The organism is Streptomyces sp. NPDC001530 (genome assembly GCF_042894545.1).
Classification (GTDB): domain Bacteria; phylum Actinomycetota; class Actinomycetes; order Streptomycetales; family Streptomycetaceae; genus Streptomyces.
Genome location: NZ_JBIAVS010000008.1, coordinates 160681 through 175489, shown reverse-complemented (window position 1 = coordinate 175489; position 14809 = coordinate 160681). Strand labels below are relative to the sequence as shown.

Annotated in this window: 12 protein-coding genes; 8 read left to right on the top strand and 4 right to left on the bottom strand. The window is 69.9% G+C overall.

Going from position 1 to position 14809, the window contains the following annotated elements; translation table 11 throughout:
* Position 1 precedes the first annotated feature (1 nt).
* From ACFY0T_RS18010 to ACFY0T_RS17985, 6 genes are all read left to right on the top strand, one after another.
* Positions 2–964, top strand: coding sequence for a carbohydrate ABC transporter permease (locus ACFY0T_RS18010; RefSeq protein ID WP_388870888.1), 963 nt, complete (start codon positions 2–4; stop codon positions 962–964).
* Positions 965–976: 12 nt separating this feature from the next.
* A complete protein-coding gene (locus ACFY0T_RS18005) occupies positions 977–1813 on the top strand; it encodes a carbohydrate ABC transporter permease (RefSeq protein ID WP_388870886.1) in 837 nt (278 codons plus the stop codon).
* The gene (locus ACFY0T_RS18000) at positions 1813–4794 is read left to right on the top strand and encodes a glycoside hydrolase family 2 TIM barrel-domain containing protein (protein WP_388870883.1); all 2982 of its coding nucleotides are present in this window, start codon (positions 1813–1815) and stop codon (positions 4792–4794) included. The genes ACFY0T_RS18005 and ACFY0T_RS18000 overlap by 1 nt, the downstream gene beginning before the upstream one ends.
* 71 nt (positions 4795–4865) lie before the next feature.
* Positions 4866–6731: a LamG-like jellyroll fold domain-containing protein gene (locus ACFY0T_RS17995; protein ID WP_388870881.1), complete on the top strand. Its 1866-nt coding sequence runs from the start codon at positions 4866–4868 to the stop codon at positions 6729–6731.
* Positions 6732–6759: 28 nt separating this feature from the next.
* A complete protein-coding gene (locus ACFY0T_RS17990) occupies positions 6760–8427 on the top strand; it encodes a PHP domain-containing protein (RefSeq protein WP_388870879.1) in 1668 nt (555 codons plus the stop codon).
* Positions 8427–9275 carry a hypothetical protein gene (locus ACFY0T_RS17985; protein WP_388870877.1) on the top strand — a complete coding sequence of 283 codons (849 nt, stop codon included), beginning with the start codon at positions 8427–8429 and terminating at the stop codon, positions 9273–9275. The genes ACFY0T_RS17990 and ACFY0T_RS17985 overlap by 1 nt, the downstream gene beginning before the upstream one ends.
* Before the next feature lie 28 nt (positions 9276–9303).
* Here the strand turns inward: ACFY0T_RS17985 and ACFY0T_RS17980 are convergent, their stop codons facing one another.
* Genes ACFY0T_RS17980 through ACFY0T_RS17965 form a run of 4 tightly spaced genes read right to left on the bottom strand, consistent with a single transcriptional unit; the run spans position 9304 to position 13124 of the window.
* Positions 9304–9759: a MaoC family dehydratase gene (locus ACFY0T_RS17980; RefSeq protein ID WP_388870875.1), complete on the bottom strand. Its 456-nt coding sequence runs from the start codon at positions 9757–9759 to the stop codon at positions 9304–9306.
* Positions 9760–9771: 12 nt separating this feature from the next.
* Positions 9772–11280 carry an o-succinylbenzoate--CoA ligase gene (gene menE / locus ACFY0T_RS17975; RefSeq protein WP_388870872.1) on the bottom strand — a complete coding sequence of 503 codons (1509 nt, stop codon included), beginning with the start codon at positions 11278–11280 and terminating at the stop codon, positions 9772–9774.
* A 51-nt stretch (positions 11281–11331) separates the two neighbouring features.
* Positions 11332–12207 carry an amidohydrolase family protein gene (locus ACFY0T_RS17970; protein ID WP_388870869.1) on the bottom strand — a complete coding sequence of 292 codons (876 nt, stop codon included), beginning with the start codon at positions 12205–12207 and terminating at the stop codon, positions 11332–11334.
* A complete protein-coding gene (locus tag ACFY0T_RS17965; RefSeq protein WP_388870866.1) occupies positions 12207–13124 on the bottom strand; it encodes an SDR family NAD(P)-dependent oxidoreductase in 918 nt (305 codons plus the stop codon). Before ACFY0T_RS17965 ends, ACFY0T_RS17970 begins: the two co-directional genes overlap by 1 nt.
* A 124-nt stretch (positions 13125–13248) precedes the next feature.
* Between ACFY0T_RS17965 and ACFY0T_RS17960 the strand changes: the two genes are divergently transcribed.
* Entirely contained in the window at positions 13249–13827 is a 579-nt protein-coding gene (locus tag ACFY0T_RS17960; protein ID WP_388870864.1) for a MarR family winged helix-turn-helix transcriptional regulator, read from the top strand.
* A complete protein-coding gene (locus ACFY0T_RS17955) occupies positions 13824–14591 on the top strand; it encodes an IclR family transcriptional regulator (RefSeq protein ID WP_388870861.1) in 768 nt (255 codons plus the stop codon). The genes ACFY0T_RS17960 and ACFY0T_RS17955 overlap by 4 nt, the downstream gene beginning before the upstream one ends.
* Positions 14592–14809 lie beyond the last annotated feature (218 nt).

Below are 14809 nucleotides of genomic sequence, written 5' to 3'. Positions count from 1 at the left end.
CATGGCTACCGCACCTGTGGTCCAGACGCCCCGGGCGGCCGTGGCCGCCACCCCCGTCGTGCATGCCAAGAAGGGCATCCTGAGCTACTGGCGGCTCTACGCCGCGATCTCCCCGTTCTATCTGCTCTTCCTCGCCTTCGGTCTGATCCCGGTCGGCTTCTCGCTCTACCTCTCGTTCCACCGCTGGGACGGGCTCGGCTCGATGGAGTTCGCCGGACTGTCGCAGTACCGCTATCTGCTGTCGGACAGTCAGTTCTGGACGGCGATCGGGAACACGATCGTCATCTGGGCGCTGGCCACCTTCCCGATGCTCTTCCTGGCGATGGTCACGGCCGTGCTGCTCAACTCGGCGGTCCGCTTCAAGAACGTCTACCGCTTCGCCTTCTTCCTGCCGAACGTCACCTCGATCGTGGCCGTCGCGATCATCTTCGGCTCGGTCTTCTCCACCAACTTCGGCCTGATGAACGCCCTGTTGCAGGCGGTCGGCCTGGACCAGGTGGCGTGGCTCAACACCCCCTGGGGCATCAAGGTCGCCATCGCGACGCTGATGACCTGGCAGTGGACCGGCTACAACGCGATCATCTTCCTCGCCGGTCTCCAGACGATCCCGAGCGAGCTGTACGAGGCCGCGCGGATGGACGGCGCCGGGCCCGTGCAGACCTTCTTCCGGATCACCCTGCCGATGATGCGTCCGGTCGTGCTCTTCGTCCTCGTCATCTCGACCGTCACCGGACTGCAGAGCTTCTCCGAACCGCAGGTGCTGCTGCAGACCACGGACAACAACTCGTCGTTCGCGGGCGGCCCCGGCCACGCGGGCCAGACGATGGTCCTCTACTTCTTCCAGCAGACCTTCGACAACAACGACTTCGGCTACGGCGCCGCCGTGGCCTGGGGCATCTTCCTCGTCGTCGTCCTCTTCTCGATCATCAACTGGCGCCTGGTACAGCGCCGGGGCGAAGAATAGGAGCCCGCCACCATGGCATCCATCAAGGGTTCACGGCAGCGGGGCATAGCGCTCCACCTGGTCCTGATCGTCGGCCTGCTGCTCTCGGTCTTCCCGTTCTACTGGGCCGTGATCATGTCGACGCACTCGTCGACCGAGATCTTCTCCTACCCGCCCAAGCTGCTGCCCGGCTCGCACTTCCTGGAGAACGTCCGCCACCTCTTCGACAACGTCGCCTTCTTCGGGTCGATGTTCAACTCGCTGCTCGTGGCGGGCACGGTCACGGTTCTGGTCCTGTTCTTCGACTCCCTCGCGGCCTTCGTCTTCGCCAAGTTCCAGTTCCCCGGGCGCCGGGTGCTCTTCGCGCTGATGATGGCGATCTTCATGGTCCCGGCCCAGCTCCAGGCCATCCCACAGTTCGTGATCATGGCGAAGCTGGGCTGGATCGGCTCGATGACCGCGCTGATCGTCCCGGCGGCGGCCAACGCCTTCGGCATCTTCTGGATGCGCCAGTACATGAAGAGCGCGATCCACGACGAACTCCTCGACGCCTCGAAGCTCGACGGCGCCGGATTCCTGCGCCAGTACTGGCACGTGGCGCTCCCGGTCGTCCGGCCCGGCCTCGCCTTCCTCGGCATCTTCACCTTCATGGGCCAGTGGAACGACTACGCCTGGCCCCTGATCGCCCTCACCAACCCGGACAACGTGACCCTCCAGGTCGCCCTGTCCCAGCTCAACGGCGTGCACGGCACGACCGACTACGGGATGGTCATGACGGGCGCGCTGCTGGCCCTGATTCCCCTGCTGATCGTCTTCGCGATCGGCGCCAAGCAGATCATCGGCGACCTCGGCAAGGGGGCCATCCGCTGATGACCGATCCGTCGATCCGCGGGCCACGGCCCGCCGATCCCCTGATCGCCCTGCGCCCCTGGGAGGCACCTGAGGTGACCTCCTGGGGGCGGTTGCCGATGAACGCCGTGGACCGGCGGCCGGGCGCGCTGTCCCTGGACGGGGACTGGCGCTTCCAGCTGCTGCCGACGCCCTTCACGGAACCCGGCCCCGAGTGGTCCTCTTCGTACGTCCCCGGCGCCTGGACCATGCAAGGCACCGACGACCTCCCGCAGTACACCAACTTCCGCATGCCCTGGGGCGAGTTCCCGCCCGCCTCGCCCGCCGCCAACCCGACGGGCGTGTACGAGCGCGAGGTGGACGTGCCCGCCGCGTGGGCCGGACGCCGGATCGTGCTCCAGGTCGGTGCCGCCGAGAGCGCGCTGCTGGTCCATGTGGACGGGCGGCCCCTCGGCATCTCCAAGGACTCCCATCTCGCGGCCGAGTTCGATCTCTCCGACGTCGTACGTCCCGGGCGGCGCGCCACCGTGCGGCTCACCGTCGTGAAGTGGTCCGACGCCTCGCACATCGAGGACCAGGATCAGTGGTGGCACGGCGGCATCACCCGCTCGGTGCTGCTGTACGCCACCGATCCGCTGTATCTGGCCGATGTGACCGTGCGGACGCGCCTCGACGGCGAACTGCGGGTGGACTGCCAGGTGCGCAACGGTGCCGGCGCGCTCCCCGAGGCCTGGTACGTCACCGGGGAGCTGGACGGCCAACTCCTCGCCCAGGACGCGGAGTTCGACCGGTCCAACGCCGAGGACGGCCGGGTCTCCGACTTCCTCGGCGAGGCACGCCTCGGCACGGTCGTCCGCGACGTCCGCACCTGGACGGCGGAGACGCCCGAGCTGTACGACCTCACCGTACGGCTGCACCGCGCCGACGGTTCGGTCGCCGACGTCTCCCACCACCGGGTGGGCTTCCGCGAGGTCGAGATCCGCGGCCGGGACCTGCTCCTCAACGGTGAGCGGGTCTTCATCCGGGGCGTCAACCGGCACGACTTCCATCCGCTGACGGGCCGCACGGTGTCGTACCCGGACATGCGGGCGGACCTGGAGCTGCTGAAGCGCTTCGGCTTCAACGCCATCCGCACCGCCCACTACCCGAACGACCCGACCCTGCTCGACCTCGCCGACGAGCTCGGCTTCTACGTCGTCGACGAGGCGAACATCGAGGCGCACGACCACGCCCACGAGATCGCCGACGACCCGCGCTACACCGCCGCCTTCGTGGACCGCGTCGCTCGGATGGTCCTGCGCGACAAGAACCACCCCTCCGTCATCATCTGGTCGCTGGGCAACGAGTCCGACTACGGCGCCAACCACGACGCCGCCGCGGGCTGGCTGCGCCGCCACGACCCGACCAGGCCGCTGCAGTACGAGGGCGCGGCCAAGCTCGACTGGGCCGACCCGACCGTCGCGTCCGACATCGCCTGCCCCATGTACGCGCCCATCGAGGACTGTGTCGCCCACGCCCTGTCCGGCGAGCAGACCAAGCCGCTCATCCAGTGCGAGTACTCGCACGCCATGGGCAACAGCAACGGCACGCTCGCCGACCACTGGGCCGCCATCGAGTCAACCCCAGGGCTTCAGGGCGGTTTCATCTGGGAGTTCTGGGACCACGGCATTCTCCAACGCGTGAACGACGGAAGACCGGCCGGGCGCGGTGGCGCCGGGCTGTATGACAACGGTGTCGCGGCGCCGGGCCACCGCTGGGCGTATGGCGGCGACTTCGGCGAGACGATCCACGACGGCGCGTTCATCGCCGACGGGGTCGTCTTTCCCGACCGCACCCCCAAGCCGGTGATGTACGAGCACCGGGAGATCGCGGCGCCGGTGCTGCTGACGAACTTCCCCCACGAGGGGCTGGCCATCGCCAACCGCCAGCACTTCCGCGGGCTGGAGTGGCTGGCCGCCGAGTGGGAACTGTCGCTCGCGGACGGCGGCTCGCTGACGGCTCCGGCCAAGCTGCCCGACGTGGGTCCCGGCGAGTCGGCCACGGTTCCGCTGCCCTTCCCCTTGCCCGACGACACCGCCGAGGCCTGGCTGACGCTGCGCGTGACGACCGCGGACGACGAGCCGTGGGCCCCGCGCGGCACGGAGGTGTGCCTGCCGCAGGTGCGGCTGTGGGCGGCATCCGACACGGAGGAACCCTTCGAGGACGAGGACGTCACGAAGGACATCCCCGTGGCGGGCGAGCCCGTCGACGTCGACGAGGACGGTCTCCTCGTCCACCCGCTGCTCACCGCCGCCCCCGTGCTCTCGCTGTGGCGAACCCCGACCGACAACGATGAGTTGGGCGGGGTGGCGGTGCGCTGGCGTGCCTGGGGTCTCGACACCCTCGTACGCAAGGTCGTCGGCGTACGCCGTGAGGGCGGAAGGGTCACCGTGCTCGCCGAGTACGACACCTGCGCGGGCACCGTGCGCCACGAGCAGGTGTTCACGCGCGTCGAGGGCGGGGTGCTGGTCGAGGAGTCCGCCGAACTGCCGGACGGGCTCGACGACGTGGCGCGGGTCGGCTCCGTCTTCGAGACCGTCGCCGGGCTCGATGTCCTGGACTGGTACGGGCCGGGTCCCTGGGAGTCGTATCCGGACCGCTGCGCCGGTGCGCCGGTCGGCCACCACTCCTTGCCCGTGGACGAGCTGTTCACCCCCTATCTGCGTCCGCAGGAGAGCGGCGGGCGGCACGGCGTACGGCACTTCACGCTGTCGGCGCCGGACGCCACGGGCCTCTCGGTCGCGCTGGACGCGCCACGCCAGGTGTCCGTGACCCGGTACCGCGCCGAGGACCTGGCCGCCGCCACCCACCACGACGAGCTGGTGCCGCGGCCCGGCTGTGTCGTGCACATCGACGCCGCGCACCGCGGTCTGGGCACCGCCTCGTGCGGGCCCGACACCTCGCCCGAGTACCTCATCGGGACCGGTACCCACCACTGGTCCTGGACGCTGCGCGTGCTCTGACCCCGCTCGCACCCACCCCTTCGACGCCCTCCGCGCACCCACCTCTTCGATGCCTCTTTGATGGAGCAGACGTGTGTACTTCGCATGCCCGGACGCAGGCCGATCAGGCCGCCGCCCAAGCCGACCAGGCCGACCAGGCCGACGCCGGAAGACGTAACTTCCTGCGGGCCACGGCGCTGATAGGCGCGGCGGCCACGACGGTGGCGCTGCCCGCGACCGCCCAGGCCGCCGCCCGTGACGGGCGGTGGCGCCCCGATCCCGAAAGCCGCCGTTTCACCCTCGCCGTGATGCCGGACACCCAGTACCTCTTCGACGGGCCGAGCATCAACCCCGCGCCGATCGAGGCTTCGCTGCGCTATCTCCTGGAGCACGGCACGGACGAGAACATCGTCTTCCTCTCGCACCTGGGCGACCTCACGGAGAACGGCGCGCAGGCCGAATGCGACGCGGCGGGCAAGGCGTTCGAGCTGCTCGACCGGCGCGGTGTGGGCTACAGCGTGCTGGCGGGCAACCACGACGTCCGGTCGTCCACGAACGACCAGCGGGGCGCGACCCCGTACCTGGACGTCTTCGGGCCGCAGCGCTTCGAGAGCAAGCGGACCTTCGGCGGTGCCTCGCCGGACGGCTACAACACCTTCCACCTCTTCAAGGCGGCCGGCCGGGAGTGGCTCGTCCTCGCGCTGGACTGGCGGCTGTCGGCGAAGGGGTACGCGTGGGCGAAGGACGTCCTCGCCCAGCACCCGAAGACGCCCGTCATCCTCACCACGCACGAGCTGGTCGTCGAGGACGACACCCTCTCCTCTTACGGGCAGCAGCTGTGGGACCAGCTGATCCGTGACCACGACCAGATCTTCCTCACCCTCAACGGGCACTACTGGCCTGCCGCCCGCGCCACCCGCAAGAACGCGGCCGGGAACGACGTCCATCTTCACCTGACGAACTATCAGAACCGTTACTACGGCGGCGCGGCGATGATCCGCCTCTACCGCTTCGACCTCGACCGGAACACCATCGACGTCGAGACGATCTCGCCGTGGATCCTGGGCCGGGCCGCCAAGGGGCTCAATGAGCTGGAGCGGCAGGAGATGGAACTCAGCGGCGACGCCGACCGTTTCTCCGTCCCCGTCGACTTCGAGAAGCGCTTCTCGGGCTTCGCGCCGGTGCCCCCGCGCCCGTCCAGGCCCGCCGCGCAGATGCTGGTCCGGGGCACGGTCGCGTACTGGCGCTTCGACGGTCACGACGACGGGACGGCGGTCGAGGGCACGGTCCGCGATCTGTCCGGGCACGGCAACGACCTCACCCTGGTCAAGGTCGCGGGCGGCTCCCTTACCTGGTCGTCGGCGCACCACCCGGACCAGCCGGGACACGGCAGCCTCAGCTTCCAGGGCGGCAAGCCTCCGCTGAAGGGCGCGTATCTGCGGACGGTGGACGGAGCGCCCCTCAACTCGGCGACCTTCGAGCGCTGCTACACCTTCGAGGCGTTCTACCAGCTGCCCGCCGACTGGGACCCCGCGCACCACGCCTGGGCCTCACTGGTCAGCCGCACCGGTACGGGCGGCGGCGCGGGCAAGACCGACGGCGACCCGGACGAACCGCTCGCCACGCTCTCCCTCTCCGACGGGCCGGGGCCGCAGTGGGCGGTCCGGCCGCTCAACCAGGAGGGCATCGCCACCAACTGGGGTGACGAGACGGCACGGGAGCAGTGGTGGCACGTCGCCGTCGTCAACGACGGCTCGCACACCACGATGTACGTCCAGGGCTGCCCGGTCGCCCGCAATCCGCACGCCTCCGCCGTCGGACTCACCTCCCTCGGCCTTCCGTGGCTGCTCGGCGGCTACGAGTACGCGGGCCAGATCGACCAGATCCTGCACGGCCGGCTCGGCGACGTCCGGATCGTCGAACGCGCCCTGCCCGTCACGTCGTTCATGAACCACTGATCCGCTGACCCGAGGGACTCACACGATCATGACCGAGCAGCAACTGCCCGCCTGGGCCGATCCGTCCGTCTCCCCCGCCTCGCTGGACCCGCAGGGCATGTCGCGGCGCGGGTTGCTGCGCCGCGCGGGCCTGTTCGGGGCGGCCTTCGCGATGGGCTCGCTCGCGACCCCCGCGGCCGCCACCGATGGACGCTACGGTGGCAACGACCCCCGCCTCGCCTACCTCGTCGGCGACCACCACATCCACACCGTCTACAGCCACGACGCGAAGTACACGTTCTCCCAACTGGCCGCAGCGGGCGCCGAGTACGGCCTCGACTGGATGGTCTTCACCGAGCACTCCAACTTCGGGCACGCCAAGTACGGCGCCCCGCTGGAGCACAACGAGATCCTCAAGGCCCGCGCCGAGAACCCCCGCCAGCTGATCTTCCAGGGCCTGGAGTGGTACATCCCGGCGGCCGAGCACGCCACGGTCTTCGCCGCGCCCGGCCCGAACGAGGTCGACCTCCTCACCCAGTTCGAGAGCGCCTACGACGGCAAGCTGCTCGGCTACACCGACGGCTCCGCCACAGGCGCGGACACCGCCCGCAACGAGGCGCACGCCGTCAAGGCCATCCAGTGGCTGGCCGAACAGCGCCGCACCGGCTACGTCGACGACGTCCTGGTCCTCGCCAACCACCCGATGCGCCTCGGCATCGACTCCCCGCACGAGATGCGCAACTGGCGGGACGCGGCTCCCGAGATCATGATCGGCATGGAGGGCGCGCCGGGCGCCCAGGGCGCCGCCATCCCCAGTTGGCGCGGTACGACGTCGATCCGCGGCGAGTACGAGAACAAGCCGTCGGCCCAGTCCTGGGCCGGTTACCCGACGGACGCGTATCTGACGTACGGCGGCTTCGACTGGGCGACCGCGACCGTCGGCGGCCTGTGGGACGCGATGCTCGCCGAGGGCAGGCTGTTCTCCATCACCACCAACTCCGACGCCCACCGGATCGTCTTCGACACCTGGAAGAACGGTGACTGGCTGCCGGGCCAGAACTTCGACAACACCGGCAAGCTGCCCGACCCGGTCAACACCGACACCCCGCAGCCGGGCAGCGACTTCTGGCCCGGCCAGTTCAGCCGTACTCACGTCGGCGTCACCCGCTACGGCTACCGCGCGGTAATGGCGGGCCTGCGCGCGGGCCGCGTCTGGCTGGACCACGGGCATCTGCTCGACGGGCTGGACGTCCGCCTGAAGCGGGACTGCGACCACGGCCCGGGGGTGACCATGGGCGGCCGGCTGCGCGTCCGCAAGGGCGAGAAGCTCACCCTGTCGGTCACCGTGACGACCGCCTCGCGTCCCAACCCCCACGGAATCCTGCCCGAGTTGGCGCATGTCGACGTGATCCGCGGTGCGGTGCGCGGCCCCGTCGCCGACCGCGACGACTGGCGCGCGCCGGACACCAAGGTCGTCCACACGCAGGACGTGAGCGGCCGGAAGGGGACGTACACCCTGCGCATCCCGCTGGTCGCCGGTGACGAGTCGTTCTACGTCCGGCTGCGCGGCAGCGACGGCAACCGCCATGGTGCCGGGTATCTCGGCGCCTCGATCGACCCGCACGGCCCGATCCCCCACGCGCCCGGAAACGGTGACCCGTGGGTCGATACGTGGTTCTATGCCAACCCGGTCTTCGTCGATGTGGCAGGTGCTTGATGAAGCGTCAGTTCATTGCCCTGGCCGCCCTGTTGGGCGCCTTCACGGTCGGTATGACTACGTCGTCCGCCGTCGCCGGTGAGCCCCACTGGACCGAGACCGGCACGGCGTACGTCGACACGCTCGGCAGCGGTCAGGGACTGGCGAGCCGCGCGGACGGCTCCCTGCTGTACCGCGGACTCGCCTCCATCCCCCTCGATCTGCGGTTCAAGGGCTGGAACCATGTGGGCGACCCGGACATCGCGCGGGGATACGTCTTCGACGCCTATCAGGGTTCGGACACGGCGACCTCGAAGATGTTCGCCGTCACCACACCCGCCGGGAAGCGCTACGAGTACGTCCACCAGCTCGACCCGGGCGAGAAGCTGAACAACTCCTTCGCCACCGTCTCGCCCGACGGGCAATGGCTGGTCTCGGGCGAATGGGGCGACCAGAACCGGCTCCAGGTCTTCCCCACTCCCCTGCTCAACCCGTCGACCCCGCGCACCGGCGGCGCCCTGCCGGAGGTCTGGCAGATCACCCTCGACAAGGCAGTCCGCGACATCCAGGGCTGCGACTTCGTGAACTCCACACGGCTGCTGTGCGCCTCGGACGACAGTTCGCGCACGCTGTTCCCCGAGGACCGGCCGCTGCTCCAGGTCGACCTGGAGCGCACGTTGGACGGTCAGCCGATCACGGGCCACGTGAAGAGCCTCTTCGCCCTGCCGCAGCGCAGCCTGTGCACGGACGGGACGTACGAGGCGGAGGGCGTGGACTACGACGCCGTACGCGGCACGCTGCGCGCCGAGGTCGTCCAGCCCGGCGCGTGCGCACTCGCGACGACGGTCTACTCGTACCAGAAGAAGTAGAGCCGCTCAGCCATCTTTTGACGGTCCGTCAGGCGTAGAAGCGCGACAGGCTCTGCAGGACGGCGGCGGGCTTCCCGCCGCCGTCGATCTCTATCGTGCCGTCGACGGCGATCTGCACGCCGCCCGGCACGTCCTCGACCGAGGCGAGCTTCGCGACCAGCCGGATCCGCGAGCCGACCTTCACCGGCGAGGGGAAACGCACCTTGTTCAGGCCGTAGTTGACCTTCGTCGACACGCCCTCGACCTCCAGCAGCTCGGTGAAGAGCGGGATGAACAGGGAGAGGGTCAGATAGCCGTGCGCGATGGGCGCGCCGAAGGGGCCCTGTGCCGCCTTCTCCGGGTCGACGTGGATCCACTGGTGGTCGCCGGTGGCGTCGGCGAACGTGTTGATCCGCTCCTGGGTGATCTCGATCCACTCGCTGGTGCCGAGGTCGCTGCCGGCGAGCTTCTTGAGTTCGTCGAGGCCGTTGACGGTGATGCTCATGGGGTTCCTTAGCTAAGAGTTGGTGGTGCCGTACCGCGTACGGACACGGGACTTGAGGAGCTTTCCGGAGGCGGTGCGCGGCAACGCGTCCGCGACCACGACCGATTTGGGGATCTTGTACTTGGCGAGCTGCCCGGCGAGCGAGGCGAGGACGGCGTCCGGGTCCAGGTCGGCGCCCTCGCGGGGGACGACGACGGCGCGCGGCACCTCGCCCCACTTGTCGTCGGCGACGCCGATGACCGCGCACTCCACGATGTCGGGGTGGGCGAGGAGCAGGTCCTCGATCTCGGCGGGGTAGATGTTCTCGCCACCCGAGATGATCATGTCCTTGATGCGGTCGACGATGAAGACATAGCCGTCCTCGTCGATCCGGGCGGCGTCCCCGCTGCGGAACCAGCCGTCGGCGAAGACGGCCGCCGTCTCGTCGGGCAGGCCCCAGTACCCGGGCATGACGTGCGGGCCGCGGACGACCACCTCGCCCGTCTCCCCGACGTCGACCGGTGTGAAGTCGGGCCGTACGACGCGCACATCGCTGAAGAAGTGCGGCACGCCCGCCGACCCGGCCTTGCTGACGGCGTGCTCGGCGTCCAGGAAGAGGACGCCGGGCGAGGCCTCGGTCATGCCGTAGCCCTGGAGGAAGGTCAGGCCCCTGGCCTGGTAGGTCTCGATCAGTGGGGTCGGCACCGGGGATCCGCCGCAGGACAGCATGCGCAGACTCGACAGATCGGCGTCGGCCCAGGCCGGCTGACGCGCCATCTGGTCGAACATGGTGGGCACCCCGAACATGAAGGTGATCCGGTGCCGCGCGATCAGGTCGAAGGACGCGGCCGGGTCGAAGGCCTCGACCAGGACACAGGTCCCGCCCTTGAGCAGGACGGGCAGCGTCAGCATGTTGAGCCCGGCGGTGTGAAACAGCGGGGCCGAGACCAGGGCGACCTCGTCGGCGGTCACGTCCTGGTCGACCAGCACGTTGAAGGCGTTCCACGTCAGATTGCCGTGGGTGAGCATCGCGCCCTTGGGGCGGCCCGTGGTGCCCGAGGTGTACATGATGATGCAGGTGTCGTCGGCGGTGACGGGCTGGTCGATCGGCTCGTCCGAGGCACCGTCGATCAACTCCTCGTACCGGGCGCCCACTTCGACGAACGTCCGTACGTCGGTGTGGCCCGGCAGGCCCGCGACGAGCCCGGCCGACGTCGGCGCGTACACCAGGGCCTTGGCGCCCGAGTCGCCCAGCTGGTAGGCGATTTCGGGCCCGGCGAGACGGGGGTTGAGCGGCACGAAGACCGCGCCGAGGACGCCCGACGCGAACAACGTCTCCAGGTAGGACGGGTGGTTGGGGCCCAGATAGGCGATCCGGTCGCCGCGCCGGATGCCCAGCGCCCGCAGGGCGTGCGCCAGCCGGGTCGTGCGCGCGTACAAGTCGGCGTAGCTGAGACAGCTGTCGCCGTGGATCAGGGCGGTGCGATGCGGGGTCTTGCGGGCCCGGCGTGCGGGCCATGACCCCAGTCCCTCATTGCGCATCTGTCTGCCCCTGTCCGTCGTCGCACATGGGATTGCACATGGGGTGGCCCCTTACGGTGTGCTCAGCCCGAGCAGGCGGGCGGCGTTCTCCTTGAGGATCTTCGGCTTGACCTCGTCCTTGATCGGCAGCTTCTCGAAGTCGGCGAGCCAGCGGTCGGGGGTGAGGACGGGGAAGTCGGAGCCGAAGAGGACCTTGTCCTTCAGCAGCGTGTTGGCGTACTGCACCAGCTGCGGCGGGAAGTACTTCGGCGACCAGCCGGACAGGTCGATGTGCACGCCCGGCTTGTGCGTGGCCACCGCGAGCGCCTCGTCCTGCCAGGGGAAGGACGGGTGCGCCAGGATGATCTTCAGATGCGGGAAGTCGGCGGCGACGTCGTCCACGTGCAGCGGGTTGGAGTACTTGAGCCGGATCCCGCCTCCGCCGGGCACCCCGGCGCCGATCCCCGTCTGCCCCGTGTGGAAGAGGGCGATCGTGCCGGTCTCCTCGATCACCTCGTACAGGTCGTACGCCACTGACCGGTCGTTGGGGAAGAAGCCCTGGATGCTGGGGTGGAACTTGAAGCCTTTCACCCCGTACTCCTCGACCAGGCGGCGAGCCTGCTTGACCCCCGCCTTGCCGCGGAACGGGTCGATGGAGGCGAAGGGGATCAGCACGTCCGGGTTGGCGGCGGCGGCCTCGGCGACCTCCTCGTTCGGGACGGGCTCGGTGCCGGTGGCGGACTCGGCGTCCACCGTGAAGATCACGGCGGCCATTTTCCGCTCGCGGTAGTACGCGGCCGTCTCCTCCAGGGTGGGCTTCCGCTTGCCCTCGACCTTGAAGTAGGCGGAGGAGGCCTCGTGCAGGTCGTCGTCCAGGGAGGCATGGCCCTTGGAGGACACCTCCGCGTGGGTGTGGACGTCGATCGCGACCAGTTCCTCGATGTCCATCACGCCTCCGGGAACTTGGGCGCGGGGATGCCGACGGTCTGGAGCTCGGCGCCGACCGACGTCGGGAAGGCGTCGGCGAGGGTGTCGGGGGTCCAGCCGCCGTCCGCGTACGCGGCCTTGATCTCCTGCGGATGCGACCAGAGTGCCACCTTGTCGCCGCCGATGCCGATGGCCTGTCCGGTGACGCCGCGGGCGGCCTCGGAGGCGAGGAACGGGACGAGGGCCGCGCAGTCCTCGGGGGTGCCGAAGCCCTCGCCCTTGCGGAGGAAGTCCGGGAGCGGCTCGCCCTGCTTCATGGCCTCGATGTAGGGGGCGAAGGCGGGAATGGTCTCGGTCATCGCGGTCGCGGCGACCGGCACGATCGCGTTGACGGTGATGCCCGCGCGGCCCAGCTCCATCGACCAGGTACGGGCCATGGCGGCGATGCCCGCCTTCGCGGCGGCGTAGTTCGTCTGACCGAAGTTTCCGCGCTGCCCGGCCGGCGAGCCGACCAGGATCAGGCTGCCGCCCTCGCCCTGCTCGCGCATGCGCACGGCGGCGGCACGGGCGCACGTGAAGGTGCCCTTGAGGTGGGTGGTGATCACCGCGTCGAAGTCGTCGTCGGTCATCTTCCACAGGACCTTGTCGCGCAGAATGCCCGCGTTGGTCACCAGGATGTCGAGCCGTCCGAACTCGTCCACCGCACGGCTGACCAGCCGGTCCGCGGCCTCGGACGTGCCGACCGCGACCACCTCGGCGACGGCCTTGCCGCCGGCCTCGGTGATGGACTTCACGGCCTGCTCGGCCACGGCCTCGTCGACGTCGTTGACGACCACGCAGGCGCCGACGGCGGCGAGGGCGTGTGCGTAGGCCAGGCCGAGGCCACGGCCGCTGCCGGTGACGACGGCCACCTTGCCGGTGAGATCGATGCTGGACACGAGGGGTCCCTTCAAAGCTGCGGATCAGCAAGCGCGGCGTGGAGTGCCGAGCTGCGGCTACGAGATCGAAGCTAAGAGCAATAATTGTTGACGTCAATAGTTGTTGCCGACTCGCCCGTGCGTCATGCTGTGCGTAGTACGGCGTCACGCCGTGCGGAATACGTACGATCCGCCCCCACCCGGGGCCCGGCCCAGGGAGCCCGTCATCGCAGGCCAGCAGCACGCCACAGACCATGCCGAGGGCCCTGCCCCCATCGACGCCCGGGAGCCGTGGATGCGCGGACTGCACGCGGACACCGGCTACCTGCTGTACCGGCTGGGGCTGCGCTCGGGGCAGCTGTTCAACACGTTCCTGCAGGAGTCGGGGCTCCGCCTGCGCCACTACGCGCTGCTGCGCTTCCTCGCCACCTCCGAGGGCGCGCTGCAGCGGGAGCTGAGCTCGCGGCTCGGCTACGACCCGAGCGCGATCGTCGGGCTCGTCGACGACCTGGAGAAGCTCGGTTTCGCCGAGCGCCGTCCCTCGCCCGACGACCGCCGCAGCCGGATCGTCGTGCTGACGGAGGACGGCCGGGCCTTCCTGCGCGACACCGACGAGGCGGGGCTGCGCGTCACCAACGACCTGCTCCAGCCCCTCGACCCCGCCGAGCGGGCCACGCTGCACGCCCTCCTGCAACGGGTCGCGGAAACCGAACTGAACTCATGACCACCCTGTCCGCGCCCGAACGTCTGCTCGCCGTGCTCGCCGCCTTCGACCACGAGCACCCGGCACTCTCCCTGACGGGAATCAGCCGCCGGGCCGGACTCACCCTCACCACGGCCCACCGGCTGGTCGGCGCGCTCACCGAATGGGGCGCCCTGGAGCGGGACGAGGAGGGTGTCTACCACGTGGGCCTGCGGCTGTGGGAGGTCGCGGCGCTCGCTCCGCGGGGCCTGGCGCTGCGGCAGATCGCGCTGCCGTATCTGGAGGACCTGTACGAAGCGACGCACGAGAACGTGCAGTTGGCGGTCCGCGACGGCTCCGAGGTCGTCTACATCGAGTGGATCTCCGGGCACTCCGCGGTAGGCGTCCGCATCCAGGTGGGCGCCCGCTGGCCGCTGCACGCCACGGGCGTGGGGCTCGCCCTCCTCGCGCACGGCGACCCGGCGTTCCAGGAGGCCTACTGCGACCGCCCGCTCGCCTCCTTCACCCCGTACACCCTCACCGATCCGGCCCGGCTGCGCCGCGTGCTGGCCGAAGTGCGGCGCACGGGCGTGGCGGTGAGCAGCCGTCAGATCACCGACGACGCCCTCTCGGTGGCCGCTCCGGTGCGCGGCGCGGGCGGCACGGTCGCCGCGGCCGTCTCGGTCGTCGTGCCCCAAGTGGACGCGCAGGTACCGGCGTTGATCCCGGCGGTACGGCTGGCGGCGCGCGGGATCTCGCGGGCGCTCGGGTGGCAGCCGCAGACGCGGACCGAATCCGCCTCGTAGGACGAGGAGTCCGCCTCGTAGGACGAGGAGCTCGCTTCGTAAGACGCGGCGCCCGCCTCGTGGCTCAGGACGAGGAGCCCGGCTCGTAAGGCGAGGTGCCCGCCCCTCAAGATGAGGAGCCCGCCCCTCAAGATGAGGAGCCCGCCTCGTGGCGAGATGCGCGCCTCGTGAGCCGTGGGATATCCCTCTCACCGGTGAGGCTTCGCCGTCGCGCGGTC